The following is a 25,961-nucleotide window of genomic DNA, read 5'->3' on the forward strand; positions in this document are numbered from 1 at the left end:
AGACGCAAGAAGACAGAGCTCTCCCTATGGCGGGAGGTGTGCTTTTTCGAGCTCCGCTGCCTAGGGCTTGCGGGACCAGGCCTTGGCGATCTTCCTGATTCGCTCAGCCGGCTCCTTGCTCTTGCCGAAGAGGACACGGCGCACGATCGGCGCGCCGATGATGATGGCCAGAAGCGGCGGCATCGCGGTGACAAGTGCGGTCAGGAAGTTCACCTCCTCCGGGGACTCGGGAAGCAGGTTCGTCATGACGAGCCTCTCCGCAGGGGACACGCGAGCGTGTCGGGGTGGCACCGCGCCGGGTGGCGCGGTGAGTTCGGGACGCACCCACGGCGAGGTCGCGGTGGGTGGGCAAGAGGAGAGCGCCACGGGCGCTCGAGCTGCTCAGCTGTCATGGCCGACGTCCGCCGCTGATGGTCGACCTGACCGAAAAGTTGTCGACGTGGTGCTCAGGGGCGCGTTCGGGCATGAAAAAAGCCAGCCCGTGGGCTGGCTAGTTCGGTGGGAGGGGTCCTATTCGTGCGGCCATAATCGGCTATACGGCGTGCCCACATCGTATGACGTCACTATGTCACAGTGCACAAGAGCGTTCGTGCCCTGTGTCTCTGTGTGGGCATTTCGTGGGCCACGCCGGAGACGAAGAAGGCCAGCGCGGGGCTGGCCTGGATGGTGGACATAGCTCTCCACCGACAAGTTCATCGTACGACTTTTCGACCGCGGCCGCGAGGACACACACAGGCGCGGTGCGCTCTTAACCGTTGGGGAGGAAGCCACCCTGCGGCAATGTACCGGCCCAGCTCCGACATCTTGAACCTAAGGGGTGAAGCCACGGATCCCGCGCGTTCACCACCCCGCTCACCTTTAAGTAGTGGGGGGACATCGTGCCCATGTCAACTGCGACGGGCGCCAGGGTTGTCCGAGCCTCATCATTCGATGAGGACTGTGTGGCTCCAGGGTCCGGCGAGCGGTCCGTACGTCTCACGGGCGATGCGTGCCCGGGTATCGAACTGTCGAAAGCCGGCGGCGCGTGGAGGGCCAAGCTGGCGGAGTTCTCGGGGACAGGCTCGCTTGGATCGCCCACATGTCCGCTGCTTCGGTGGTGCCAGACGCCCTTGGCTCCCTTGGAGGACTCATCGCCACCGCCAGAACCTACGCGGCGTCGCCTGCGCGAGGCTCTGGCGTCGCTACTGCTGCTCTTGCGCGGTGACGGCGCGTTCGACTTCTCCGAGGAGAGCGTCGGGTGAGGTCAGCTCGAGCTGGGTGTCGTTGAGGAAGATCGTCGGGGTGCCGGTGACGCCGAGGGCGATGCCGGCGTCGAAGTCCTGCTGCACGCGCGCCTTCGTTGCTGGGTCCGAGACGACCGCGTCATACGCGGCAAGGTCGAGCCCCAGCTCGTCGGCGAAGCTGCGGAACAAGCTGGCCTTGGACCCCTGCTGCTCGCCCCACTGGGTCTGGGTGTCAAACATGCGCTGGTACATGGCCTCGAACTGCCCCTGCTGGGCGGCGGCTTCAACGGCGACAGCGGCGTTCATCGAGTTCTTGTGCGCGGGAATCGGGAAGTACCGGGTGACGAACGTGACGCGGCCAGCGTACTCCTCGCGCAGCTGCTCGACGTAGGGGTGCACGGCGAGGCAGACCTCGCATTCGAAGTCGAGGAACTCCGTGAACACGACGGACCCTTCAGGCGCCGTATCGAGGCGGTGGCTGTTTTCGGCAACGACCGTCACCGTGTCCGCATCGATGGTCGAGTCCGGTTGCGCGCGGCTGATGACGAATGCCGAGGCGAGGACCGCGACGGCGAGGCCGGCGGCGAGGGACAGCTGGATCTTGGTGGTGCGCTTCATGGGTCTCCGGGGAGGGTGGTGCGGTGACAGTGGCGGTAGGGCGTCAGCAGCAGTCGCATGCCTCGACCTCGCGCTCACCGGTGAGCGCGGAGACGGGGGTCTTGCACGCGTCGCCGCGCCAGGCTTCCAGTCCCTCGCGGACGGCGAAGACCACGATGATGAGGCCTGCGACCGGGTCTGCCCACGTCCACCCGAAGACGAGGTTCAGGACGAGACCGAGGAGGACCGCGGCGGAGAGGTAGCTGCAGATCAGCGTCTGCTTAGAGTCCGCGATCGCGGACGCGGAGCCGAGCTCCGTACCGGTGCGCCGCTCGAGGAGGCTGAGGAACGGCATGATCGCCAGGCTCACCGCTGCGAGGATGATGCCCACGGGCGAGTGGTCGGGTTCCCGGATCCCGGTCAGCGCGAGGACCGCGTCGACGCTCACGTACGCGGCAAGCCCGAAGAAGGAGACCGCGATGACGCGGAGCGTGACGCGTTCACGCTTCTCTGGATCCGGGGCAGCGAACTGCCAGGCGACCGCGGCCGCGGAGAGCACTTCGACGATCGAGTCCAGCCCGAACCCGATGAGCGCGGTGGAAGACGCGACTGTGCCGGCCGTGATCGCGATGATCGCCTCGATGACGTTGTAGGTGATCGTCGCGGCGACGATCCACCGGATCCGGCGCTGGAGAAGCGTCCTGCGGGCGGGAGCGAGCACACCGGTTCGGATAGTGGTGGTGCTCATGCGGTTACCCCGCAGCACAGCGGAATGTCGCAGTCCTCATCTGCGCAGGGCACGCCGTCATCGACAGCCAGTACGACATCGACCAGCGCGGTCAGTGCCCGAGTGAGGTGTGCGTCCGCGATTTCGTACCGGGTAGATCGGCCCTCGGTCACGGCCACCACAATCCCGCAGCCACGAAGGCACGTCAGGTGGTTGGACACGTTGGAGCGCGTCAACTCGAGCTCCACAGCGAGCTTGCTCGGATAGCCCGGCCCCTCGAGCAGGTGCAGCAGAATTCGAGACCTAGTCGGATCGGCCATGGCCCGCCCCAGCCGGTTCATCACGTCCACGCGCGAAGCAAGAGTCAGCATCCACTGACCATACAGCACATAGTGACCTATCGGCAGGGAAGCCCGGATCGTGGCATCCCCCGTTGGGTCACCGAGTGGAACGCTACGGGGCCTGACCCCGATACTTCGCCCCGGTGATGCGCCATCGAGAGGTACCAGAACACCGCCGTCAAGCGGCAACAGTCATAACCTGAGACGCTAGATTCCGCGGCCAACGCTCGGCGCCGAAGTGGTCCGGAGAGGGATCCCCTGCTGAGACGCTTGAAGACAGAGCTCTCCTTAAGCGAAGAGGGTGCGCTTTTTCGAGTTCCGCGAGGCCTAGGGCTTGCGGTTCCAGAACTTGGTGGCCTTCCCAATGCGGTCCATCGTCTTGTCGCTCCTACGGAGCGCAGCGATGTAGACGAGCGGCGCGAAGACGAGAATCGCGACCGTCTTCGGCTGAGGCGCGAGCGTCGACACCAGGAAGTTCACCTCCTCCAGGATCTCGGGAAGCAGGATCGTCATGACGAGCCTCTCCGCAGGGGACACGCGAGCGTGTCGGGGTGACACCGCGCCGGACGGCGTGGTGAGTTTGGGACGCACGCACGGCGAGTTCGCGGTGAGTGCGTAAGAGGAGAGCGCCACAGGCGCTCGAGCTGCTCAGCCGTCATGTCGGCACTACGCCGCTGAGGATCGACTTAGCCGAAAAGGTGCCGGCGGGATGCTCGCGGGCGTGTTCGGGCATGAAAAAAGCCAGCCCGTGGGCTGGCTAGTTCGAGGTGAGAGTTTGTGTCCGTACGGCCCTAGTCGGCCACACGACGTACCCAAATCGTATGCAATCACTATGTCACGGTGCACAAGAGCGTCTGTGCCCTGTGTCTCGACAGCAGAACCCCGTGGGCGGCGCCGGAGACGAAGAAGGCCAGCGCGAGGCTGGCCTTGACGTGAGCAGGATGCGGACATGCGCATCCGCATGTGTCCTAAGCGTACCGCGATCCGGTTGAGACCGCGCGGGCGCGCAGAAGACATGCACTAGTAACTGTAGAGGAGGAAGCCACGTCGGAGAGACGCATGACAGCAAGCTCACACCTTGAACCTACGGGGTGACGCCACCGGGCCGACTCGTCGCCGCCTTGCTCATCTTCAAGTAGTGGGGAGACATCGTGGCGCTGTCAACTGCGACGTGCGCCGGGGTCGTGCCTGCCGCACGGGTCCGCCCTGTGGCCTAGACGACCTTGCGGATCCACTCCCAGGTCTCCTTGTCTAGCCACCCTTGCCGCGCCTTGCCGTCGATTTCGACACAGAAGATTTCGTCGTTGGCGTCGAGGATCGGCTGTAGCGCGTCAGAGACGCCCTGCGCCGTCAGATAGGGGCCTGAGACGATCCACGTGGACTTGAGGATGTTGGCCCAGGTGCCGTAGGACTTGATCTTCTCAATGAGCTTGTCGTATGTCTGGCCCGGCGAGTTGAGGTCGTACGAGATGAGGATGGCGGTCATGGGTCAGACGCTATTGGCGCTAGCTCTCCATGGCCGCCCCCAGGCCGGGGGCCGCAGACGCCGACACGCTGTGCGTGTCGGCCTCTTAAGGCGGCTAGCCGCGCTACCTTGGCGGCATGACAGAGAAGGGCACGCCCCGACGCCCCCGCGGCTCGGTTGAGAAGGGGGTGACTCCTCGGTGGACCATCGAGGAGTCGTCTCGTGACGCCGTAAACGCGATGGCGAAGGCGGCGGGCATCTCCTCGTCGTACTTCGTCGACCTCTCGATCACGCATCTGCGTGCGGAGTTCGAAGTCGACGGTGTCCCGTCTTGGCTGCGCACCGCGCTAAGCCGTGAGGAGCTGCCGATCGAGCCCACTTAACGAGCATGGCCCCCCGCTTTCGCGAGGGGCCGAAGCACTGCGCCTTAGACCCTGACTGTTTGGCGACGGAACAGGTCTACGGCGGATCGAGTAAAGAACCGGCTTCTCAGGGCCGGGCCTTCGTCGTGCCTCCAATGAGCACATCAAGGGAAGCGAGCCCATCATAACCACGTCCGTAGACCTCGCAACACCTCCGACACGCAAGACACGTGCGTATTTCCGCAGGTTGGCAAACGCCTCGAGCGAGCCGACGCTGCCCGGGTTGGAGCCGTCGAGCGCGCTCGACGCAGAGAACGCGCCGGCGTCGTGGTCGCTGCCGGTGCCGGCCGGTGCGTACGCCAAGGTGCCGGCGTGGACTTCGCCGGCCGCGTGGATGGCTGCTGTCCGTGCGGACGTGCTCTCGGCCGAGGGCCACGCTGCCCGCCGGCAGATCGACGTCAGCATTCGCGCCTACCTGGCCGTGGCGGTCGTCGAGCGCCGCTCGGCGGACTTCAAGACCGGCCGCAACGTCACCACGAGCAACGCGACCGTCTCTGAGCGTGTGTCCCGACTCGTCCGCAAGTACGTAGCCCCTCGGGTCGTGGAGCGTGCTCGGGCGCTGCTCATCGCGCGGGGGTTCTCGGTGACGATCGTCGAGGGCCGTGAGCTCACGATCGCGGAGACGGAGAAGGCGTTCCTGTGGCACGGCGGGTACCAGGCCAAGGCGGCGTCCGTTCGGGCGCTGACGATGCCTCGCAGGCTCGTGTCTGAGCCTTCAACTGGCGACCTATCTGTCTTTGAACAAGACACACCCCCCAGTCCAGTTCTTAAGTTGGTCACCAAGAGCCGTCGCGCGTCGAAAACTCGCCCTCCGCAGGCTCCGCAGCAGCACGCTGCCGCGCGCAGGATGGCCGCTTCGCGGCCGGCATCGACGAATCCGAAGTGCGAAGTCCCGAAGGACCGGGCACCTCGGGCGTTGGCGACGATTCGTCTCGCGGCGCAGCTCCAGCAGCGCATGCCGTGGCTTGGGCGGGGCATTCACCAGGGGCATGTCTGCGACATGCTCGACCGGAACCTCGACACTTCGCGCTATGCGCGATGGGTCGAGCGCGACGGCCGCCGGGTGCTCCTGGTTGATGACCGGGATATCACGTCCCGGATCGAAGCGAAGTTCCGGGATCTGGGGGTTCCGTTCCTTGATGCGCCTGTGCAGCGCGACCCGATCGGATATCTCGCGTGGGGTATTCAGATGGCGATTGATCCGAGCGAGGAGACACGCATGGAGCGATACGACCGTGAGCAGGATGCCGCTGCCGAGCGCACCCAGCAGCGCCAGGCGGAGGCCGCTCGGGAGGCCGCGCGTCGCGGCGTCGAGGACTCCCCCGAGCACCGTGCGTTCCTGGAGCAGGAACGCGAGCTCCGCGCAGCCGCGTCTCGGCGCCGGCCGACGCCGGCCGTGCCGGTCGCACTCCCCCACGAGCCGACGCGACGCTCGACCGAGGACGGGGCGTCGGTCGGGATCGACGAGCTTGTCACGGCGGCGCTCCTCGGCGAGGGCCGACACCCGGCGGAGTTCCCCACCGGTGTCCAGGAGCTGCACGGCCGCGTGCTCCGCCTTGCGCGGATGCTCACCGCTCGCGGCTGGGAGCTCGACGCGGACGCTGCTCGCGCAGCGGGCGACGTCGTGCTGACGGACGCGGCCGGCGTCGGCCGCATCGCCTTCGCTCCTCCGGCCGAGCTGCCGGCGGATGCCGTCTGGCGGACCGGCGCCGACGGCGCCGAGCTCGCCGACGACGTGACCGTGCACGAGTACATCGCGGGTGTGGAGAACGCACGCCGCGGTCGCTGACCCCGGCGTCAAACTGGTCGCACGGTGCGACCGGTTTGACGACTGGTTGCGGCTTGCTTGCCCTCTCTGCCACTGGCCCCCCGGCTACGCCGCTTCCGAACCTCCCCCAGACAGCAAAAGCATCTGTCTGGGGGAGGTTCGGAAGTAAAGGGGGCCAGTGGCAGAGAGGGCAAGCAAGAAGAGAGAGATAGAGAAGTGATTTCAACACATAAAGAAAGACCAAGTTGGGAGGGTGGTTGCGTCATGCAGTGTCCCTTGCGTGGGTCAGGCGGACGAGGACGTGTGGTGACGATCTGGGGTGCCACGAACGCTGGGAGCACGAGGCGGTCGCCTCGATCACGGGTGTCACGTCTACGGTGCTACGCGCGGTCGTCTCGCTCGCTCCTCGTCGCGTCCCACAGGTCCCCCGTGACGCGTCCTCACGGACGCGCCACGGGCTCGCGGCTGGCACAGCCAGCCGCGAGCCGCCGAGCCGAGGGACGCACCTGATGGTGCGCCTCACGCGCCGCGACGTCGCCCTGTTCGACTGGTTCGCGACCGTGCGCATCGCGAACATGGAAGCCCTCCGCTGGGCGCTGCCGGCGGCCGCCGGCCGCGACGAGCCGGTGACCGTTCGCAAGGCACAGCACTGGTGCGCCCGCATGGAATCGCTCGAGCTCGTGAAGCGGGAACAGCTCTTCCAAATCGGCGGCGCGGTGGTCTGGCCGACCGCGACGTGGGCGAGCGCACGGCAGCCACATCTGCTTTCTCAGACGACCCGACACGAGGTGTCGGTCTCGATCGTCGCCGCGCGGTATCTGGCCGCCGGATACGAGTGGTTCCGGGATCGTCCGGCGAAACGCGGATACGAGCACCAGGCCGACGGCATTGCCCGGAAGGGCAGCACTCTCGACGCCGTGGAAGTCGAGCTGACCGCAAAGCGGCAGCAGCGGTACGGAGCCATTTTCCGTGCGTTCGACGTGCGGCTGCAAAAGGGCGAGATAACGCACGTGACGTACTTCACCAACGTCGCTGGCGGCCGCGGGATCCAGCAGGCTCTATCCGGGTCGGCTGTGCCCGCGAGCGTTCGCAGCCGTCTGCGCATTGTTCCGGTTTTCGACGACCGGGGGCATTGGTTCGGGGATCAGCAGCCCGTCGAGCTCGGAGGCGAATGGGTGGCGCCCGCGCTGCCGGCGCCTGTAGATCGCAGCTATGCGCGACAGCCGGACATCTTCGACGCCGACCCCCGGTAATCCCGCCGCGCTCCCCCGTCGACGGATGGCTGAGACTCCGTGAGGCATCCGTCGACGGGAGCTCGGGGAGCCGCTTCGCGGCGGGCATCGACGACCTAGTGAGAAGTGCGCAGCCAGCACCCGGGATCGGCCGTCCGTCTCCGAGAGCACCGGTCCAGAGCGCCGATGGATCCCCAGCCCTTCCGCCGTCGTTCACCCCCCAATGTCACCGCCCACAATCCAAGCTGTGGGACCAGACCACCAAGCCGGCCGCCTCAGCAACAGTCCCCTGACCCGCAGACCCGCGCCTCCAGACCCCGAGATCGACGTGACCCCCTCCCCCATCAGGGCAAGGCGCAGTGCAGCGCAGCGGAACGGAGCCGCGGCAGCCCGACACCCGACCCGGCCACCGCCCCGACGCTCCGACACCCGACCGAAGGTCTCCACAAATGTCTAGACCGGGGTTGTCTTGCAGGTCAACCCCGGGCTAGAATAGAATCATGAAGCCGCAGAAGTCGAAGGATGTGCGCCAGTTCCTTGTCTCGATCGGGTGGGTCTACCTCCGCAACGCGAAGGGCAGCCACGAGATCTGGGGCGAGCCCGACGAGTCGGTGAAGCTGTCCGTCCCGTTCGGACACAAGGAGGTCCAGGCGGGCATCCTGACCCAGCTACAGAACCTCGGCGTTCAGGTACCGAAGGAGTGGAAGTGATGACCGCACACACGTACGACGTGGACGTCTGGCGCGAGGGCCGCTGGTGGCTGTTCCGCATCCCCGAGCTCGACACCGTCGGCCAGGCCCGATCGCTCGCCGAGGTCCCCGAGGAGGCCGAGGGCATCATCGAGGCGTGGAACGCCGAGCCGCCCGCGCCCTTCGAGCTCAACGTGACCATCACTCCCCCGGTCCCTGACCTCTGGGACGTGTGGGCCGAAGCCGCACGCGAAGAGGAAGCCGCGCGCAACGCCCAGGCACACGCCGCAGCGATGCGCCGCAAGGTCGTGAAGCAGCTCCGCGGCGCCGACGTGAGCGTGGCCGACGTCAGCGCGATCCTGGGCGTCAGCAGGCAGCGCGTCTACCAGCTCCAGGACGAGAAGACCCCCGCCTAGGGTCAGGCGCGCGGCTCATCGGGTTCTGCACCCACAAAGTTACATTTGTAGATCAGTGGGTATGCAGGGATGTGGGAACACGGGTACCCATAAACATAGGTAAGTACCTACCCGGGTAGTCATGTTGTCGGGTACACTGGTACCTACAAACACGGGAAGCATGGTTTTCAGGAACCGTGGTTCTTACACGGGAGGGAAGCCATGCGCATCGTTGCTGTCGTGCAGCAGAAGGGCGGGGTGGGGAAGACCACCATTGCGGTCAACCTCGCAGCCGTCACAGCCGAGCACTCGCGAGTCCTCGTGGTCGACGCCGACCACGTGCAGCACTCCGCCACGGACTGGGCCGAGGCATCGGAAGCCGAAGGCGCGACGGCCTGGCCTTTCGACTTCACGGACGACGCGCGACCCGAGGTCCTGTCCCAGCTCCGCGAGGCATCGGACTACGACACGATCATCGTCGACACCCCGGGCAGCCTCGCCCCAAGCGAAATCCAGCGCACCGGCCTCGTGCTGGACTCCGCGGACTTCGTGATCGTCCCCATGGAGCCGCAGCCGCTGAGCGTCACACCCCTCATGCGGACCATCAAGTCCGTCATCGAGCCCCGCGGTCTCGAGTACCGCGTCCTGCTGTCGCGCGTGGGGCGCGAGGAGGCGCAGCAGAAGCGCCGGGACGAGACGATCGCGCGCCTCGACGACATGGGGATCCCGAGGCTCCGTACCGTCATCCGGCAGTACGTCGTCCACTCGGACGCCCCCGCGACGGGCGGCGTCGTGACCACGTACCCGGAGAGCCGCCAGACCGTCCACGCGATCAGCGATTTCTCCTCCCTCGCGCTCGAACTCACGAGCATCTGGGCCAACGGAAGGAACAAGTGATGGCACGAGCGGACATGGAGCGCGTCTTCAACAAGGCCGTGGACGCCGTGCCAGACCCCGGCCTCGCACAGGAGCCCGAGACCACCGCGCCCGAGCTGCCGGCACCTGCTGTCGTGCCCGACGCGGAAGCCCCGGGCACGCCGGCCCGCATCACCTTCGACGTCACGCCCGAGCTCAAGCGCGCCTACAAGGTATGGACGGCGGCGCACGGAACGACGATCAAGGATCATCTGACTGCGTACGTCAAGCAGTCCATCGAATCCTGAATGCGGCCCACGCCGGCCATGTAGCAACACGGGACCCTCGTACGGTCCATCAAATGTAACTATGTGAGTTTGGGGGATTGTATGTCCGTGTCGTCGTACTCGGGGTTCGTCACCGTGGTCATGCTGGCGGTCGTGCTCATGGTGGGCTCATTCGTCGTGCCGATCCTCGTCGCAGGCTTCGCAAGCAGTCGGGTCATCACGAAGACGCGCTACTGGCTCACCTTCACGTGGTGGCCGTGGGTCATCGTCGGGGGAGCGATCTTCACGGCTGTGATGTGGTCCCTCGCCGCTCGCGACGTCGCGCCCCTGCTGGGCGTCGGCGGGTCGGATGAGGGCCCGGCGCAGATGGCGCAGATCCTCGGAGGTCACGCCCTGATCGCGGGCGGCCTCGGGCTGCTCGCTGGCGCAGGACTGGGCCCGCTCGTGTTCGCCGCTCGGCGCCGACGAGTCGCGCTCCGCACGCTGGAGCGCCGCCTGCCGGACGTGAAGATGCAGGAGGACGTCGAGAAGGCCCGCAAGCGCGCGGCCGACTGGTCCGCCGCCGAACAGCTACGGCTCCAGATGGATCCACGGAACGGCAAGATCGTCGGCACGAAGCAGACCGGACGGGCCACCCGGTGGGTGCTTCGGCTGCCGGTGTCGCAGCGTGTGGCGAGCTCGCGCCCCGGTCGAGCATGGGCGGAGCTCCGCCGGCCGATCCGGGCACCATACGGCCGGAACGGGGAATGGGTCTTCGGGCTCGTGCAGCGGCCCACGGTGCGCACCTGGCGCGAGCGTCTTGCCGACAAGGCAGAGGTGCGGGACTGGACGGCCAAGGGTGGCCGCTTCTTGAAGTGGCCCGAGGACTCCAGCGCGTGGCGCGTGCTGCTGCTCGGCGAGGCCGGCGCGGGGAAGACCGTGCTGCTGTGGGTGTGGGTGCTGTGCGCCGTGATGATGAAGGCGCCGGTGGTCCTGATCGACGGGAAGGGCATCCACGCCGACGCTGAGCGGCTGGCAAGCATGCTCCGCAGGATGGGGCGCACGGTGCAGATCGGCGGCCACTGGAACCTGTTCACGGGATCCGCGGCGCAGATCACCGAGAAGATCATGCGCATCGTGGGGGAGAGCGCGGGCGACGGGCAGTTCTACAGCGACGAGGCGCGCGACCTGCTCGACCTCCTCCAGGTCAAGGCTCCGCTTCGGTCCATGCAGGACTTCGAGACGCGCCTGCTCGAGCTCCCCCGGTGGTTGAGCTCGCAGATGTACGCCGACTTCAGCGCCCCGATCGACAAGAACGGGACCACGAAGGCCATGCGGGCGGCGGCGAAGATCCGCGGTCGGATGCGCAACCTCGCCCCGTTCCTTGCCGAGGACGGGTGGACGTTCGACGACCTCGGCGCCGACGTGCGGCTCGTGCCGATCCGACCGTCACTCGCGGCCGAGCGGATCCTGGGCGACGTGATGCTCGCTGACCTCCGGCAGTGGCTCGGCGCGCTCACCGAGCCGCGTCGCATGCTGTGCGTGGTGGACGAGTTCGCACAGCTCGTCTCGACCACCACCGACCCGGGAGACCTCGCCGCGTCGCTGGCTGAGACGGGCCGCTCGCAGGGCGTGGGCCTCGTCCTCGCCGCGCAGTCCCTCCCTGGAATCTCGGGTGATCTGACGTTCCGCGATCGACTCAGCAGCTCCGGGATCGCGGTCGTCATCGGCCGATCCAAGTCACCCGAGGCGGCCGTGTCGCTCGCCGGCACCGTCAAGCGCATGGAGGCGTCCGGGGACGCGAGCGAGGGGGCCGAGCTCAACACCGGGCGCGCCCAGGACACCTACGCGATCGCCCCGCAGGACGTTCGCGAGACCTGGGACGGTGCGTTCTACCTCATCCAGGGCGGTCGCCACACGCCCTTCCGCGCGATCCCGCCGGAAGTGCTGACCAGCCGACCCGACGTCTACGTGCCCGCCGTCGACGTCGACGAGGACCCCGACGAGGGCGAGCAGCCGGCCGCAGCGGCAGCGGATGCGTGGATCGGGCTGGAAGTGCAGCTCCAGGAGCAGGGCGAGGGCCGCTGGACGGCGACGGCCTGGCCCTCCACGGCGGAGTTCATCGCCGACGACGAGGCGGACCCGGCGCGCGTGGAGTTCACGACGACGGCCACCGCGCCGGCCGTGCCGGTGGGGGAGTGGTGGTGCTCCTGGCGCCCCGAGCAGGAGACCCAGTGGGGTGCCGCTCGGCACTCGCTCCCCAGCGAGTGGATCGCGGCATGCGAGCGCGTCGTCGGGCAGGCCCGCCAGCGGTACGGCCTGTAACGGTCGCAATCAGCTCAGCAGGTACTTCACGAAGTCGAGGGCGTCGCCGGCCACGCGCTCGCGCAGAGCCCAGTACCTCGTCTCGGAGGGCTTGCGACGGTAGGAGGGATCGGCGTCGTCCGTGACGTAGCCGGCCTCCGTGAGGACGTAGATCGCCTGCCGGCACCCCGCCACCGACATGTCGAGCTCCCTCAGCAGCTCATCGAACGTCGCCGGCCCGCGCAGCAGGTGCCGCAGCACGAGCACGCGCGATTGCGCCTGGAGAACGACCTGCATCCCGCTCACGTTGTCGGGGGCGTCTCTCTGGCGCATCAGATCCTCCGGCATGCCACGGATTGTTCCGTGTTCCGGACCACGCTACCGGCGTGATCGCTTACGGCAATCTACGCACGCGGCCCGCTTCGCGGCCACGTCCGCCTCATAGCATTCCCCTCATGGGTAAATAGGCCGTTGGGCCTTACAATTGCCCATGTCGGTCGTGTGCTGTACACCTGATCCCGTGACGCTCGTATGGGGGGCGTCTAAATGTGCAGCACGATCAAGGGGAGGGTGCAACATGTCTGGATTCGGAAGCGGTACACCGAAGGTCTTCGGGACCGCAGATCAGGTGAACGAGTTCATCGACGAGGACTTGGCGTCATCGGAGGGGGTGCCGACTCTGCGTCGGCGGTCCGCCGAGGCGTCGTCATCCCCTCAGCCCGCGGAGCAGCACACTGCGCCGGCTGAGGTGGCGGGCTCCGCTGCGCAGGAAGCGGGCCCATCCCCGCTCGTGCAGCTCTCGGAGCCGTCCACGCCGGCCCCGACCACACCTCCCCGGTCGGGGCCGGTCGTGGAGCCGCAGGCGGTCACCGTCGCGCGTAGCGCGCTCCGCGGCGAGGGCGTGGCGGTAGCCGCGCCGGCTGCGCGCGCCTCGACCGGCGTGCGCGGTGTGCTCGCGAAGCTCGGACTGCCGATCGCCCCGAACGAGGCAGAGCGGGAAGCCCTCGCGCTGGACCGCAATCGGTTCGCCGCGGAGACGCTGATTCGCCAGTCCACATGGACGCGGCCCGTGTCGGTGCTGGTCGCGAACCCCGGCGGCGGCATGGGGAAGACCACCGTGTCGCTGCTGCTCGGAGGCACGCTCGCGGCCGTCCGCGGCGGGTTCGTCGTGATCCCCGAGCTCGCCGACGCTCCCGGCATGCTCGCCTACCGCGCCGAGGGCACTCCGGCGCTCGGCATCGGCGAGCTCGTGCAGAAGGTCGACACCATCACCAGCGCCGGTGCGCTCGATGGGTACACGAAGCCGCAGACCTCGTTCGCATCCGTGATCGGATCGACCGGACGCCGGGCGACCCTCACTCGAGACGACGTGCGCGCCGTCATGGCCAAGACGGGGGAGTTCTACAAGATCCGCGTGTTGGACACCGGCAACGACGCGACCTCCGCGGCGTTCCTCGCGGCGGTCGAGGCCGCCGACGTCCTGGTCATCCCGGTCATGGGCGCCGCCGACAGCGCCGAGCACGCTCTACGGCTCGTCGAGGGACTGCGAGAGGGCGACGCGCACGCCCGCGAGCTCGCGGCCAGCGCGATCGCCGTTCGGCTCGCAGATGGACGCACCGAGCACCCCGAGATCGTCGAGCGGGTCGACGCCTCGCTCGCCCAGGCCGGCGTGCGCCGCCTGTTCACGATCCCCTATGACCAGCACATCGCCGACCGCGGCGAGCTCACGCTGAGCCGCCTCCAGCCGGCCACCCGCGACGCCTTCACGTTCGCGGCCGCCGCGGTGATCGAGACGCTGAACAGCGTCGTCACCCGCCGCGCCTGACCGGCGCGCGTCCCACCACACAGACCATCACGACCAGGGGAGAACCCATGTCCACGCTGCACCTCATCGCCGACCACTTCACCGCCGTCGCCGCCGGCACCATGCCGAACCCGATGGACCACATCACGACCCTCGCCGAGGGCGGGATCCCGAACCCGCTGGACAACATCGTCCCGGACTTCACGATCTTCGGGACCAAGTTCAACCGGCTCTGGCAGAAGATCGTCGCCGGCATCTGGGGCCTCGGCCTCATCGGCTCCGTGCTCGCATTGATGCTCGGCCTCACCCGCATGGCCATGAGCGGCGGAGCGAGCGGCAACCCGCAGAAGTACCAGGACGCCAAGGGCGGCACGCAGGTCTCCGGGATCGCGTTCGGCGTGCTCGCGGCGCTGGGCGTGGTCGTCGGCGCCGTCCTCTTCTTCGTCAGCCTCTAGGACCCGCTATGCGCATGCGCAGCGAATCGACCGGGCTCTCGCGCTGGCCGTGGGTCATCGGAGGCACGGCGGTGCTCGTCATCGGCGGCGTCCTGCTCTACGGCCAGGCCACGCCAACCAACACGCCCGCCCCGGCGTCCTCGTCGAGCGTCACGCCTGCACCCGAGGCGAGCGGAGCCGCGTCCGGTGCCGGTGACGACGACCCCGGGGTGGCCCCCACGGGCTGCCTCGGCGGACTGGACCGGAACTCGACCATGGTCCTCTCCGCTCAGAAGCAGGCTCCGCACACAACCTATGGGGCAGTCGAGGTTGCGGCAGCGTTTTACCGGTTTATATGGCAGACGCCATTCCCTCAGGCCGGCGAACTCGCATCCGTAAGCAATTCGGTAATCAGCAGCTCGGCGGCGGCGTCATTCAAGGATCTTGCCGGCAGCTACGCGAGCGTGCCCGATATCACAGGTGGCGTTGTTCCGCGAGGCTCGCAATTTCACCTGTCCACAACGAACGGGCTGTGGGCGGTCTCGCCGGACTCCACCTCCGACAATGTCGTCGTGCACATCGCCACAGGCTATGTAATTGACGGCGCCCTGAGTCCGACGAAGGTTGCAGGAATCGGATTCCAGATGACGTGGAGCGATGGTGCCTGGCGTGTTGTTGCGGGTGCGCTGCTGGATCAAACGCTCATTACTTCAGGTGGCGTGCGCTTCACGGGAGGCTGCTAGATATGTCGATCATTGTATCCGCCGCAGCAGCGGAAGGTGCTGACCTCTCCAATCTTGCACAGCAGTGTAGGGATAATCCATTCATGTGTGGCGCAGACGCCGTGGGCGATGCCGCATCGCAGGCAGTCGGCGGAGTGGTCAGCGGGGTGAAGGGTGCGGCGGACACCGCGCACACAGTCGTCTCCGTGGGCTCGGATCCGCTGGGCTACCTGTACCAGAAGGCGCAGGACTCGGCATCGAGCCTAGCGGACACGGTGCTCTCGGCCGCGGCCAAGACGACCCTGCCGGACCTCACCGCGGACTGGTTCATCGGCGTCTACAAGGCGTCGTTGGCGATATCAATTACATTCGCGATGGTCTTACTCATGGTTCAGATATATCGGACCGCGGTCGGGCGACAGGGCGTAAGCGACATGTTCGATGCCGTTGGGAAGAACTTCCTTATATTTCTGGGCGGGGCAACCTTCGGGCCTTCGATCGGAGTCATCCTCGTTCAGCTCACCGCCGCGCTGGAGGCCAGCATTATCGAGTGGGGCACGGCGAAGCTCGCCGGGCAGACAATGGCCGAAATAATCAAGGGGGTCACCACCTCCGCCGTTCCATCATCAATCGCCGGAAACGTCGTTGTGGCGCTATGCCTCATGATGGCGCAGGTGGTGGGCCTCTTCATGGTGCTGCTCATGCAGATCATTCAATACCTCATGCTGTATTTCATGGGCGCGCTGCTCCCTCTTGGGCTCATGTGGCTCATCGACAAGAACCGCCGCACGTTCGCCATGAAGATTGTCGGCGTGTGGTTCGCTACCCTCATCGGCCACCCGCTGCTGATATTCCTATTCATGATCGTTTCCATGTTCGTGGTGTCGACGATCAGCTCGAATTGGTTCGGCGTCGAGGCGATTCAAGCCACGGTGAACCTGGCCGCGGCGACCCTCGCGACGCTCATGGTCGCGTTCGTCCCGTTCATGCTCTACAAGTTCGCGCCGATCCTGCCGCAGGGCGGCTTGCCGGCGTCGAACGCCCGGATGCCGTCACCAGGCAACAACAACCGGACCATGGACGACGTGCGCCGGCGGATGCAGGAGCGGCAGCGCGAGCCCCGCTCGGGTCCTGAGAACGGGGCCTCCCCGGCGCAGAGCGCGGGAGTACCGAGCACGGGAGCGCCGAAGAAGGGCGTGCACTCGGCCTCCGCCGCCTCCCCGGCGGCGAAGGCATCGCAGGCGGGTGACGCGGCGAAGAGGGCGGCCGCGACCTCGGCCGCGAAGAAGGGCGCCGCTGCCGTGGCCACGGCCGGAACCGGTGGAGCGGCGGGCGCTGTCGTCGCGGGTGCGAAGGCGGCCAAGACCGTTCAGGACGCCGCCAAGCGCACGGCCACCACGGCTGCCGATCACGTGAGCAAGCACATCGACGACCACGACGAGGAGCGGTGATGACGACCGACGAGCTACTCACCCGGCACATCGGTGGGGAGAACACGCGCCGCCGCGGGCGGCTGACGGGCACGGTCTCGAAGACGCGACTGGCGCTCCTGATCCTCATCGGTTTGGGGACGGCGGCCGCGGTCGCTGTCACGCACAGCATCTGGGTCATCATCGGCGGGGTCCTCGCCGCGATGATCGCGCTCCTGGCGACGATCGGCGGTCAGCACGGCTCGCTGCTGGATCGGCGCCGCCGTTCCGCGCGGATGCAGGCCCGTCGGGCGACGGGGACGGATGCGTTCGTGCCGTACGACATCGCGACGTGGGACCAGCTGACCGCCGCGGTGCGTTCCGGCGAGAAGGACGAGCAGGCGGAGGCCCGTCGGGCGCTCCGTCGCATGCGGTGGGCGCCGGACGGCGCCGACGGCATGGGGTGGCTCGTGTCCGCGCGAGGAGCGCCCGCCGTCGCGTGGCACTCTCCGCGCGGCGAGGAGGAGTACCTGTCCGTTGCGTTCAGCGTGACGGGGCAGATGCGGGGCATCGAGTCCACGGCACGGGCCAATGAGGCCGCGGAGGCGTGGGGTCGGTTCCAGAAGAACCGCGCTTCTGAGGCATCGCTGTTGCGGGGCGTGCAGACCCTCACGCGGGTGCTGCCGCCCGCGGCCGCGCGACAGTCGCGGTGGGCGCAGTTGGAGCTCGATCACAACGATGGGACCTGGACGTCGCGGTTCGTGGAGGCGTTCGAGCGCATGAAGGCGTCCTACGAGGAGGTGCTGCACCTGTGCACCGAGGGCGCGATGACGCAGCGCCACTTCATCATCTGCAAATGGCCTGTGTCGGGTGCGTTCCGCGAGCGGGCGGCCGCGTACGGCGAAGGCCGCGACGGGTGGCGCAAGCTCATGGCCGAGGAGATCCCGCGCGCCGCCGCAGGGCTGTCCGACGCTCGCCTCGGGAGCGTGCGAGTCCTCGAGGCTCGTGAGGTGGTGGCGCTCATGCGGCACCAGCAGAACCCGAGCTTGGGGATCGAAGCCGCGAAGCGGATCGACCCGCTCGCCTCGCCCGGTCTGCCGTCGCACGACGAGTTCTCCGCGCACGTCGTCGAGGACGTCGAGCCGGACACCGGCCGGCGGACGCAGTGGTTCCACCGCACGGCCGCGATCCTCGCCGAGAACATGCAGGACCAGGCGCGGGATCCGTTCTGGACGCTCAGCCTCATGCACGGCGCCGACCTCCAGATGATCCGGTCCGTGTCGTTCCACCTACGGTTCGTGCCGGCTGTCCAGGCGCGGGCCGACGCGCAGCAGACCCGGGTGCTCGCGGCCGCGGAGCGGATCGCGCGCGAGAGCAAGACCGGCCTGGAGGACGGGACGTTGAGGTCGGAGATGACGGGCGCTGAGGCGCGCGCGGCCGACGTCGCGCCGGGCACCGGCCATCACGGGGCCGAGTGGGTCGGATTCGTGACCATCTCGACCCGTTCGCTCGCCGAGCTCAAGCGGGCGTCGAGCCGGCTGGAGGACGTGTGCGCGACCGATATCGGGATCGCGCGGCTGAGCTGGCAGGACTCGTACGCGGCGGCCGCGTCCGGCTGCACCTTCCCGATCGCCCGGGGGCAGAAGCCCCCGCAGGTGCCGATCGGGTCTCGCATCGAGGCCGGCATCGCCGGCCGCCGGCAGAAGGAAGCACTGACATGAGCGGACGACAGGCCAAGGCGCAGCGGGCGGCGACGACCGTCGACACGCAGCAGGAGGTGATCGCGCCGCAGCGTCGCGCGACGCGGCTCACGCGCGTGCCGATCGTGAATCGGTTCCTGCCTCCCGAGGCGTTCGTGAGCGACGTCGAGGAGGTATCCGAGCACGCGGCCGCGGCCGGCGAGCTCGCGCCGTGGGACGTGCCCGGGAGCCAGCTCCGACCGGATGGATGGCAGTCCGCGTCCCGAGCTCGGCGGGGCTGGTACGCACCCGCCCACCAGGGGGCAGCGACCACGACTCGGCAGGCGGAGATCGTGGCCACCGCGCACTTCGGGGCACCGACCGGGTTCGACGGCATCGTGAACGGCCGCGACACGTTGACGCGCACCGCATTCGCCCACGACCCGATCACGGCCTACCGCCGCACGCCGCGCGGTCTCACGTCCCCGAACGTCATCGTCCTGGGGCAGACGGGATCCGGGAAGTCCTCGTGGACGACGTGCAACCTCATCATGAAGCCGTTGATGCTCCGCAAGCGGCGCGCGGTCGTGTTCTCCAAGAAGGACCGGGGCGGCGAGTGTGAGCATGCCGAGACCACGCGCCAGCTGGGGAACGAGCCGTTCCGATTCCTCGCCAACGGCGCGCCGGGCGAGGGACGGATCATCAACCTCATGGACCCCGCGATCGTGCGCGTCGATGGGATCCAAGGGCAGAAGCTCATGCTGGACACGGCGATCCAGCTCCAACGGCACCGCAGCAGCGGGACGGTCGCCTCGGTAGAGGAGGCCGGCTGGGAGGACCAGGCGCTCCGACTCGCGCTCCGCTCGCTGCTCGCCGACCACGAGGACACACGGACACCGACCCTCGCTGACCTGTCGGCACGGCTCGGCGCCGTCGACCCTCACCGCGGGGACTACTCCCTCCGCTCGCGCGAGCGGCTGCACCAGGCCGGCCTCTCGATCAGCCACGTGCTGAACGACCTCCTCGAGACGTACGGCGGTGTGTTCGATGGCGAGACGAGCTCGGAAGTCGACCTCACACACAAGCTCACGACGTTCGACATCTCCCAGCTCCCCTCCGACGGCGCCGTGATCCCCATCGTCATGGCCGCAGCGAACATGTGGATGCTGGGCCGGATCAAGGACGAGGCCGGCTGGGCGACGAACGTGATCTACGAGGAGGGCTGGCACATGATCGGCGGCCCGTCCGTCGGCCTCATCCAGTCCAACGAGAAGCTGTCTCGATCGCTCGGCATGTCGAACATCTTCATCATGCACAAGGGCTCGGATATCCCGCCGGACTCCGCCGGTGTGACCGTCATCCAGGAGGCGCAGACGGCCTACATCTTCCGCCAGGAGCACGAGCAGGATGCCGCGTGGGCGCAGCGGACGTTCAACCTCGACCAGGACACCACGAAGGTCCTGATGGGGCTTCGGACGGGGCACTGCATCGCCAAGATCGCGGACATGCCCGAGACCGAGGTCGAGCACCTCCGCTCCGAGTGGGAGAAGGTGCTGACCGACAGCGACCAGGCGATGATGGGCGACTCCGCGGACGCCCTCGGGCACTGACGGCGGACATGCGATGAAGAAGCTCCTGGCCGTGACCGCAGCGGGGGTCTGCGTCGTGTTCGCCGCGATCGTCGGCATGGTCTCCGTCGTGTTCGCCGCTCCAGGAGGCGGAGCCGGCTGCACGGTGGGGTCGGCCAGCATCGACGCCGCGAAGGCGCACGATCCTGTGGCCGGCTACTCCGGCGACCAGCTCGTCAACGCCGCGAGCATCATCAACGCGGGCGCCGCGCTCGGCGTGAGCTCACAGGGACAGATCGTCGGGGTGATGACCGCCATGGGCGAGTCCGGCCTACGGAACATCGAGTACGGGGACGCGGCCGGCCCGGACTCCCGCGGCCTGTTCCAGCAGCGCGACACGTGGGGCACGCTGGAGCAGCGCATGAACCCCGCGCAGGCCGCCACGTTCTTCTTCGAGCGCCTGGTGAAGGTCCCCAACTGGCCGTCGATGACGCCCACGGCCGCCGCCCACGCCGTGCAGCGGAACCAGGACCCGGACCACTACACGCGCTGGTTCGAGCCGGCACAGGCCGTCGTGAGCGCCCTCACGGGCTCGGACACGGCGTGCACGGCGGCCGCGGCCGCCACCGTCTCGGGCAACGCGCAGCAGCTCGCGCAGCACCTCGTCGATCTCACGAACCAGGGCGCGATCACGTGGCTCTCGCCCTCGCACTTCCCCGAGGTGCAGGCCATCGCGGCCGGACAGCCGAAGCCGAACTGCGGCATCGACACACGGGTCCTCCAGGTCATCACCGTCGCCACGCAGACGTTCCGGTCCATCGGGATCTCCGACATCAACCGCCTGTGCAGCGGGCAGCGACCGGGGGCCGGTGATGCGTCCGCGCACGTGGTCAACGGTGGCGGCCACGCCGTCGACTTCTACGCCTTCGACGGCACCCCCACCACGGGCGCCGACCCGAACGCGATCAAGCTCCTCCGCGCCCTCGCGCCCGTCATGCCCGACGGATCCGGCGTCGGCCAGTCCGACTGCCGCGCGAGCGCCGGCACGAGTCTCGACCTGCCGATGAAGCAGTTCGCCGACACCTGCAACCACCAGCACGTCCAAGTCGACCCGTGGGGCGACGAACCGATGAAGCTCACCAGCAAGGAGAACCCATGAGCGAATGGCGCTCCACCGAAGACCTCGCCGCGGCCTTGACGTTCGGCGTCTCTGGCTGTGACACAGCCGCGAACGAGGCGCGGGCGGCGCGGGCCGCCGAAGTCCTGGCCGCGCACTCAGCGGCCGTAGACCGGGCGTACCTCGACGCCGCCGGATCGACCGTCGATCCGTGGTGGCCCGAGCCGTTCGGCGCCCGGATCGTCGTCGAGTCGCGGGGCGACCTCGACGCGGCCACCAGCTCCCCCGAGTTCGAAGCAGAGGTGCAGAAGGGCATGAACCTGCACGCCCGCGACGTGCTCGTCAACGACGAGGACGGGTGCCGTTACGAGGCCTTCACCGCCGCGGCCGAAGAGCTCGAGCAAGTCGTCCCCGAGTGCACGCGGATCCGTGATGCTCTCCGCACGGCTCGCCACGTGAGCGCCTACATCACACCGAAGGGAGCCCCATGCTGACCTCCAACCTGCACCCGCTCGCCATCCTCGGAGCTCTACCGCACGCGGCCGCCGCCTCGGCGGACGCCGCGGAGCGGTACTACACCGACTGGACCACGGTGTGGCCGTGGACGATCGCACTGGTGTGGTGCGCCGCCTGGGCGGTCGCCTACGTCGGCGTGCTCCGCTTCGCCATCCGCATGAGCGGAGACGGGGCGCTCATGGGGGTCGCGTCCCTCGTGCCCGCCGGCTTCTGGACGGCGACGCTCGGCACGATCGCGTCGCACATCCCCTCCGAGCCGGCCGTCTTCTGGATCTACCTCAGCGGCATCGTCATCCTCGGGGCCACGTTCCTGCTCAGCGAGGTCGGCGGGAAGTGGGGCGCAGGCGGCGCGGCTGTGCTCCTCGTGGTGCAGGGCGTGGGCGAGATGATCCGCCGGCTCTCGGCCGAAGCCCACATGCCCGAGGGGACGTTCCTCGGGGTCGCCGCCGCAGCCGTCATCGTCGTCGCCATTCTCGCTGTCGGGAGCAGGCGATGACGCCCCGCAGCCGACGCCTGTTCGTCGTCGCCGCCGTGCTCCTGAGTGCGTGCGGCGTCGTCGGCGGTTGGTACGGCACGGGCTTGGGCTTCACGCAGGAACCGGCCGACGTCGCGACCGCGGCCACCGCCGAGCCGGTCGACGTCGCGGCCGCGAGCGGCGCCGTCGGCGACGTCCTCGCCCGGGCCGGCCTCGTGCGCGGCGGCGTGGTCGACGCGGCCGCCGTGCGGGCGCTCGTCGACAAGTTGCCGGCAGACACCCACGCGCGGACGCCGGCCTACGACCGGGCCGCCTAAGGGCCGTCCTGGGCCGACACCGACCACAACGGGTGCGACCAGCGAAACGACGTCCTCGCGCGCGACCTCACCGCGGTCACGTACACGAAGGCGGATCCCGGATGCACCGTGGCCACGGGGCACCTGGCCGACGTCTACACGGGCCGCAGCATCGACTTCACCCGCGGGAAGGCCACGAGCGCGGCCGTGCAGATCGACCACCTCGTGCCCCTCGGGTGGGCGTGGCAGCACGGCGCCGCCGCCTGGACGGGGGAGCGGCGCGAGCAGCTCGCGACCGACTTCAACAACCTCCAAGCCGTCGACGGGCCGACGAACGAGGCGAAGTCCGACCAGGGGCCCGCGAAGTGGCTTCCGCCGGCCGCGGGCTATGACTGCCTGTATGTCACCCGGTTCGCGTACGTGCTGAGCACGTACGCGCTCACGATCGACGACGCCGACCGGGCCGCGATCGACCACGCGCTCGACGGCTGCCCCTCACCCGCTGTCGGGTAGGCGCTCAGCGCCTACCCGACAGCGGCATGAGTAGCTCATTCCTCGGTGGCATCGTCTGCTCACTCCGGGAGATATGCGGGTCCCTTAGCTTGCTGGTGCCATGTGGTAGCCGCGGAAGTCAGAGAGCACGCGGGCGGCGTCGGTATATCCCATGATGTCGATGTTGGAGGGATCGGAGTCATAGAGCCCGGAGTCTGTCGCGATACCGTAAAAGACACCCGTTCGGCTCACGACCGCGCCGCCTGAATCGCCTTTCAGGAGATTGGCGCCTATGCTGTGGGCGGCGGCGTAGACATGGTTTTGCACCCATGCGGGAGGTACATTTGTGCTGGTCCATTCGCAGAGGGATCGAGTAATCGCGCCGCTTGTGCAGAACGTCTCTCTCGGGCTTGGGACGCCCTGTCTTGTCATCGGTAGGGTGGTCTCATGTCCAGGAGTGAAGCCGGGAAGGAATACTCGATTGAAAGCTTGCGGGGAATAAACCGTCGAGGGCATGCAGATGACGTGTCCTGATGTGGCAGAGCAGGTCCTCGACCCGTGCGGTGACCCCTCGATCCGGACCAGGGCGAGGTCGTCGGGGTCTGCCAGTGCAACTACGCGTCCTACTTCGACGTCTGTGCCGTTGGCCGTTCGGACCTCGATAGGCTCGGTGGTGCGTCGAACGCAGTGCTTTGCTATGACCACGTACCGAGCGCCTCGCTCTCTGGGAGACAACGCGGCCCACAAGCCGGATTTTTGAAGTACGACTCCAACTGTGCAGTTTTGGCCGCTCCATTTGCCCCACACCTCCGTGCCAACGACGACAGGTACGGAGCTCCGTTCCGGTGAAGTTCGCGCGTTAGCCGCGCTTGGAGCCATGAGTGCTAGTGCTAAAGCACCCAGGACTGCGGCGGGCGTCAAGACCCTAAAGTGTTTCATCATTCTCCCGTCGTAAATTGTTGTGGTTGTAGTAACGAGACCTCGGGGAATCGGCGAGGATCGTGCACAAGCTAGTCGGAAGAAGAAGCGACAGGGCGATTCCTACACATGCCTTCTCGAGACGAGGCGTTCACGTCGAAAGGGAGATGGCTGCACCGTGGCCATGGGGCACTTGGTCGACGTCTACACCGGCCGCAGCATCGACTTCACCCGCGGCAAGGCCACGAGCGCGGCGGTGCAGATCGACCACCTCGTGCCCCTCGGGTGGGCGTGGCAGCACGGCGCCGCCGCCTGGACGGGGGAGAGGCGCGAGCAGATCGCGACGGACCTCAACAACCTCCAGGCCGTCGATGGGCCGACGAACGAGGCGAAGTCGGACCAGGGGCCGGCGACGTGGCTGCCGCCGGCAGCCGGCTATGACTGCGTGTACGTCACCCGGTTCGCGTACGTGCTGAGCACGTACGCGCTCACGATCGACGACGCCGACCGCACCGCGATCGACCACACCCTCGACGGCTGCCCCTCACCCGCCGCTGGGTAGGCGATCGGCGCCGACGTCGCCGGGCTCGCGCGGTCCGTCGACGTCGACGTCGCCGCCCGCGCCCGCGCCCGCGCCCGCGCCCGCGCCCGCGCCCGCGCCCGCGCCCGCGCCCGCGGGCCGGGCCGGGCCGCGGCCGCGGGCGCGGGCCGGGCCGGGCCGCGAACGCGATGAGCCGGTCGCCGTTCTGGATCACCACGCGGCCGCCGAGTTCAGCGACTCCTCACGCCGGAGCCAGATTCGCTGGCCGAGCTCGTTGCGGGCGTCGGCGTAGACCTCGAAGGTGAACGGGTCCCCGAGCTCTGCGCGGTGCGGCATCACGTACCCGAGCACGGGCCGGTCCTCGACCTGGATCCGCCCGTAGCCGGCCTCGAAGTGCGCCCACGGGTGCGCGCCGACGTCGCGCACCAGGCCGTTGCCGCTGCTCCGAACTGGTTCACCATGCGCATCGCGTCTAGGGCTTCACTCGCTTGCTCACACTGAACTACAAACGTTCGAGATGTTGATAAGTCGCATGGTTCGCCAATCGGCCACGTAAAGATCAACATCGGGCGGTGACCCGCGCATCCAGATCTATGCACGTGCATACCCATAGTAACCACATACTGTCCGTTAGATATTTAGGGAACCATATGAAAAAGATATATTCAAGGCGCAGGCATGCGGCGTCTATGGCGGCGTTGTCCATCGGAATCGGGCTGGCTCTGGTTTGCGGGCCCCATGATATTGGTGGTGAAAGCGCTCGAGCCGCAAGCTTGGCCTCAGGGTCTGAAAGCGGTGCGTCTGACACGGGCAGAAGCTTTTCGGATGCAGATGCCGCAGAATCTGAAAACTACTGGACTCCGGACAGAATGGCGGCGGCAGTGCCCACTGATGGGGCGACGGCCGCGCCCAAAAAGCAAAGTTCGGCCATTGATGCTAGCGCGGCCACGAGCGTCTTCGAGCCCGTCTATTGGATCGGGCGACTTTATTACACCGCGGGTGGCAAAGATTATGCTTGCACGGCGTCGTCTATTAAATCAGACTCGAAGCTGGTCATAGCGACCGCCGGACACTGCCTTTATCACAATGGTGAATTTAGTACCAACCTTCGCTTTATTCCCGCCTGGGATGGGGCTAATAAACCACTTTTGACGTGGGGCGCCAACGAATATCAGGTCCCGCGAGCCTGGCGATACCAGGAGGACCAGCAGCACGATGCAGGATTTGTCCAGCTAAAGCCTCAGCGATCCTGGCTCGGTGCCAAGCAATACCTGGCCGATCAGGCTGGCGCGACCGCTACCAATTTTGGTCTTGCAAATACGGGGTTGCATTACGAAGCATTTGGTTACGAACAGGTATCAGGATTCACGTCGCATCCTCTTCTGACTTGCTCGGGAAATGGGTACCGTCGTTTTTCCCAATTTTCACTTCTTAGCATAAATGACTGCGCCATGGTGGGCGGGGGCTCCGGTGGGCCTGTCTATCATGAATCAGGAAAGGGGGTTAATGGTACGCAGGTAGGGGTTGTGAGCTCCGTTATGCCCCGAGGGGAACATAGCGTCATGACGTTTGCGCCCTGGGGCGACGCCGAGTACCAGGTATTTCGAACAGTGGACACCTGGGGGCGCTAGAGTCTTGCTCATATAGGCCATTCATGCATGCGGAGCGTGGCAGTGCTTTGGTATGGGGCTTGAGCACTGCCACGC

Annotated in this window: 27 protein-coding genes and 2 pseudogenes; 20 read left to right on the forward strand and 9 right to left on the reverse strand. The window is 67.4% G+C overall.

The window, feature by feature from the left end; all coding sequences use genetic code 11:
- Nucleotides 1-60: 60 nt before the first annotated feature.
- The 6 genes from AES38_RS14515 to AES38_RS14540 form a co-directional block, all read right to left on the reverse strand.
- A complete protein-coding gene (locus AES38_RS14515) occupies nt 61-246 on the reverse strand; it encodes a hypothetical protein (RefSeq protein WP_053775841.1) in 186 nt (61 codons plus the stop codon).
- Nucleotides 247-1,181: 935 nt separating this feature from the next.
- Complete coding sequence (locus AES38_RS14520) at nt 1,182-1,841, reverse strand: DsbA family protein (protein WP_053775842.1); 660 nt, start codon at nt 1,839-1,841, stop codon at nt 1,182-1,184.
- Between the two features lie 43 nt (nt 1,842-1,884).
- Nucleotides 1,885-2,568 (reverse strand): cation efflux transmembrane domain-containing protein, encoded by a 684-nt coding sequence (locus AES38_RS14525; RefSeq protein WP_053775843.1) that lies wholly within the window; start codon nt 2,566-2,568, stop codon nt 1,885-1,887.
- A complete protein-coding gene (gene cmtR, locus AES38_RS14530; RefSeq protein ID WP_053775871.1) occupies nt 2,565-2,918 on the reverse strand; it encodes a Cd(II)/Pb(II)-sensing metalloregulatory transcriptional regulator CmtR in 354 nt (117 codons plus the stop codon). Before cmtR ends, AES38_RS14525 begins: the two co-directional genes overlap by 4 nt.
- Before the next feature lie 297 nt (nt 2,919-3,215).
- Complete coding sequence (locus AES38_RS14535; protein ID WP_053775844.1) at nt 3,216-3,401, reverse strand: hypothetical protein; 186 nt, start codon at nt 3,399-3,401, stop codon at nt 3,216-3,218.
- Nucleotides 3,402-4,101: 700 nt separating this feature from the next.
- Nucleotides 4,102-4,374, reverse strand: coding sequence for a SinR (locus AES38_RS14540; RefSeq protein ID WP_053775845.1), 273 nt, complete (start codon nt 4,372-4,374; stop codon nt 4,102-4,104).
- A gap of 116 nt (nt 4,375-4,490) precedes the next feature.
- Here AES38_RS14540 and AES38_RS15505 point away from each other — a divergent pair, with 116 nt between their 5' ends.
- The 8 genes from AES38_RS15505 to AES38_RS14575 all read left to right on the forward strand — a co-directional run bounded on the left by AES38_RS15505 (nt 4,491) and on the right by AES38_RS14575 (nt 12,305).
- A complete protein-coding gene (locus tag AES38_RS15505) occupies nt 4,491-4,736 on the forward strand; it encodes a hypothetical protein (protein ID WP_072174712.1) in 246 nt (81 codons plus the stop codon).
- A 262-nt stretch (nt 4,737-4,998) separates the two neighbouring features.
- Nucleotides 4,999-6,564 carry a replication protein gene (locus AES38_RS14545; protein WP_256998900.1) on the forward strand — a complete coding sequence of 522 codons (1,566 nt, stop codon included), beginning with the start codon at nt 4,999-5,001 and terminating at the stop codon, nt 6,562-6,564.
- A gap of 488 nt (nt 6,565-7,052) precedes the next feature.
- Nucleotides 7,053-7,796, forward strand: coding sequence for a hypothetical protein (locus AES38_RS14550; RefSeq protein ID WP_053775846.1), 744 nt, complete (start codon nt 7,053-7,055; stop codon nt 7,794-7,796).
- A gap of 479 nt (nt 7,797-8,275) precedes the next feature.
- Nucleotides 8,276-8,485 (forward strand): type II toxin-antitoxin system HicA family toxin, encoded by a 210-nt coding sequence (locus tag AES38_RS14555; protein WP_053775847.1) that lies wholly within the window; start codon nt 8,276-8,278, stop codon nt 8,483-8,485.
- Nucleotides 8,485-8,880 carry an antitoxin HicB gene (locus tag AES38_RS14560; RefSeq protein ID WP_053775848.1) on the forward strand — a complete coding sequence of 132 codons (396 nt, stop codon included), beginning with the start codon at nt 8,485-8,487 and terminating at the stop codon, nt 8,878-8,880. Before AES38_RS14555 ends, AES38_RS14560 begins: the two co-directional genes overlap by 1 nt.
- Before the next feature lie 201 nt (nt 8,881-9,081).
- Nucleotides 9,082-9,756 (forward strand): AAA family ATPase, encoded by a 675-nt coding sequence (locus AES38_RS14565; protein WP_053775849.1) that lies wholly within the window; start codon nt 9,082-9,084, stop codon nt 9,754-9,756.
- 14 nt (nt 9,757-9,770) lie between these two features.
- Nucleotides 9,771-10,022, forward strand: coding sequence for a partitioning protein (locus AES38_RS14570; RefSeq protein WP_256998901.1), 252 nt, complete (start codon nt 9,771-9,773; stop codon nt 10,020-10,022).
- Between the two features lie 81 nt (nt 10,023-10,103).
- Nucleotides 10,104-12,305 (forward strand): type IV secretory system conjugative DNA transfer family protein, encoded by a 2,202-nt coding sequence (locus tag AES38_RS14575; RefSeq protein ID WP_053775851.1) that lies wholly within the window; start codon nt 10,104-10,106, stop codon nt 12,303-12,305.
- Nucleotides 12,306-12,314: 9 nt separating this feature from the next.
- Here AES38_RS14575 and AES38_RS14580 read toward each other — a convergent pair whose 3' ends face one another.
- Entirely contained in the window at nt 12,315-12,617 is a 303-nt protein-coding gene (locus tag AES38_RS14580; protein WP_053775852.1) for a winged helix-turn-helix transcriptional regulator, read from the reverse strand.
- A gap of 295 nt (nt 12,618-12,912) precedes the next feature.
- On the opposite strand from AES38_RS14580, the gene AES38_RS14585 reads away from it, so the two are divergent.
- From AES38_RS14585 to AES38_RS14630, 10 genes and pseudogenes are all read left to right on the forward strand, one after another.
- A complete protein-coding gene (locus tag AES38_RS14585) occupies nt 12,913-14,109 on the forward strand; it encodes a MinD/ParA family ATP-binding protein (protein WP_256998902.1) in 1,197 nt (398 codons plus the stop codon).
- Nucleotides 14,110-14,156: 47 nt separating this feature from the next.
- On the forward strand, nt 14,157-14,543 hold the full coding sequence (locus AES38_RS14590) for a hypothetical protein (protein ID WP_053775854.1): 387 nt from the start codon (nt 14,157-14,159) through the stop codon (nt 14,541-14,543).
- Nucleotides 14,544-14,551: 8 nt separating this feature from the next.
- Nucleotides 14,552-15,265: a hypothetical protein gene (locus AES38_RS14595; protein ID WP_053775855.1), complete on the forward strand. Its 714-nt coding sequence runs from the start codon at nt 14,552-14,554 to the stop codon at nt 15,263-15,265.
- Nucleotides 15,266-15,267: 2 nt separating this feature from the next.
- Nucleotides 15,268-16,695 carry a hypothetical protein gene (locus tag AES38_RS14600; protein WP_053775856.1) on the forward strand — a complete coding sequence of 476 codons (1,428 nt, stop codon included), beginning with the start codon at nt 15,268-15,270 and terminating at the stop codon, nt 16,693-16,695.
- On the forward strand, nt 16,695-18,374 hold the full coding sequence (locus tag AES38_RS14605) for a hypothetical protein (protein ID WP_072174713.1): 1,680 nt from the start codon (nt 16,695-16,697) through the stop codon (nt 18,372-18,374). Before AES38_RS14600 ends, AES38_RS14605 begins: the two co-directional genes overlap by 1 nt.
- Nucleotides 18,371-19,942, forward strand: a complete 1,572-nt coding sequence (locus AES38_RS14610) for a putative type IV secretion/conjugal transfer ATPase (RefSeq protein WP_053775858.1) — start codon at nt 18,371-18,373, stop codon at nt 19,940-19,942. The genes AES38_RS14605 and AES38_RS14610 overlap by 4 nt, the downstream gene beginning before the upstream one ends.
- Before the next feature lie 13 nt (nt 19,943-19,955).
- Entirely contained in the window at nt 19,956-21,059 is a 1,104-nt protein-coding gene (locus tag AES38_RS14615; protein WP_053775859.1) for a hypothetical protein, read from the forward strand.
- Nucleotides 21,056-21,511 carry a hypothetical protein gene (locus AES38_RS14620; RefSeq protein ID WP_053775860.1) on the forward strand — a complete coding sequence of 152 codons (456 nt, stop codon included), beginning with the start codon at nt 21,056-21,058 and terminating at the stop codon, nt 21,509-21,511. Before AES38_RS14615 ends, AES38_RS14620 begins: the two co-directional genes overlap by 4 nt.
- The gene (locus tag AES38_RS14625; RefSeq protein ID WP_053775861.1) at nt 21,505-22,029 is read left to right on the forward strand and encodes a hypothetical protein; all 525 of its coding nucleotides are present in this window, start codon (nt 21,505-21,507) and stop codon (nt 22,027-22,029) included. Before AES38_RS14620 ends, AES38_RS14625 begins: the two co-directional genes overlap by 7 nt.
- Nucleotides 22,026-22,817: pseudogene (locus AES38_RS14630) on the forward strand (HNH endonuclease family protein). Before AES38_RS14625 ends, AES38_RS14630 begins: the two are co-directional and overlap by 4 nt.
- Nucleotides 22,818-22,901: 84 nt before the next feature.
- On the opposite strand, the gene AES38_RS16560 reads toward AES38_RS14630, so the two are convergent.
- Entirely contained in the window at nt 22,902-23,738 is an 837-nt protein-coding gene (locus AES38_RS16560; RefSeq protein ID WP_371259399.1) for a trypsin-like serine protease, read from the reverse strand.
- A 145-nt stretch (nt 23,739-23,883) separates the two neighbouring features.
- On the opposite strand from AES38_RS16560, the pseudogene AES38_RS14635 reads away from it, so the two are divergent.
- Nucleotides 23,884-24,276, forward strand: a pseudogene (locus AES38_RS14635) (HNH endonuclease family protein); the annotation flags it as partial.
- 189 nt (nt 24,277-24,465) lie between these two features.
- Here AES38_RS14635 and AES38_RS14640 read toward each other — a convergent pair.
- A complete protein-coding gene (locus tag AES38_RS14640; RefSeq protein WP_244629282.1) occupies nt 24,466-24,681 on the reverse strand; it encodes a hypothetical protein in 216 nt (71 codons plus the stop codon).
- Between the two features lie 443 nt (nt 24,682-25,124).
- Between AES38_RS14640 and AES38_RS16565 the strand changes: the two genes are divergently transcribed.
- Nucleotides 25,125-25,886: a trypsin-like serine peptidase gene (locus AES38_RS16565; protein WP_342343913.1), complete on the forward strand. Its 762-nt coding sequence runs from the start codon at nt 25,125-25,127 to the stop codon at nt 25,884-25,886.
- Nucleotides 25,887-25,961 lie beyond the last annotated feature (75 nt).

Source organism: Clavibacter capsici (assembly GCF_001280205.1).
Taxonomy (GTDB): Bacteria; Actinomycetota; Actinomycetes; order Actinomycetales; family Microbacteriaceae; genus Clavibacter; species Clavibacter capsici.